This is a genomic window from Vibrio sp. 1562 (genome assembly GCF_033340155.1).
GTDB classification, from domain to species: Bacteria; Pseudomonadota; Gammaproteobacteria; order Enterobacterales; family Vibrionaceae; genus Vibrio; species Vibrio alginolyticus.
Map to the genome: position 1 here is coordinate 1 of NZ_JAWOVY010000381.1, position 681 is coordinate 681.

Sequence of the window (681 nt, forward strand, 5' to 3'; positions counted from 1 at the left end):
TTAGGTTGCTGGCCGCATCCATGACATATGCATTACCGCCTAGACGCGCCAATGGCTCTTCAACGCCTTCCATGTGACCGATGGGTTGTTTGAACTGACGGCGAATGCGAGAGGATGCACCCGTTGCCATCGCAGCCGATTTGATACCACCCGTCGAGTTAGAAGGTAGCGTGATGCCACGGCCGACCGACAGACATTCCACCAGCATGCGCCAGCCTTGCCCTGCCATTTTCTCACCACCGATGATGAAATCGATAGGAACGAAAATGTCTTTACCACGGGTTGGACCGTTCTGGAATGGTACGTTCAGTGGGAAGTGACGGTTACCGATTTCTACACCTTTCACATCCGTTGGAATCAGCGCACATGTGATACCAAGATCTTCTTTCTCACCAAGCAGGCCTTCTGGGTCACGCAGTTTGAATGCAAGGCCAAGTACCGTCGCAACAGGTGCAAGCGTGATGTAGCGTTTGTTCCACGTTAGACGCATACCCAGCACTTCTTTGCCTTCCCATTCTCCTTTACAAACGACGCCGTAATCTGGGATTGAGCCTGCGTCTGAGCCAGCCTCTGGGCTAGTTAACGCGAAACATGGGATTTCTTTACCTTCAGCTAGGCGAGGTAAGTAATAGTTTTTCTGATCTTCTGTACCGTAGTGTTGCAAGAGTTCACCTGGGCCTA

At 51.5% G+C, this 681-nt stretch carries 1 pseudogene; it reads right to left on the minus strand.

Annotated elements, in window-relative coordinates:
* Window positions 1–681: pseudogene (locus R7Z49_RS25300) on the minus strand (acyl-CoA dehydrogenase family protein); the annotation flags it as partial.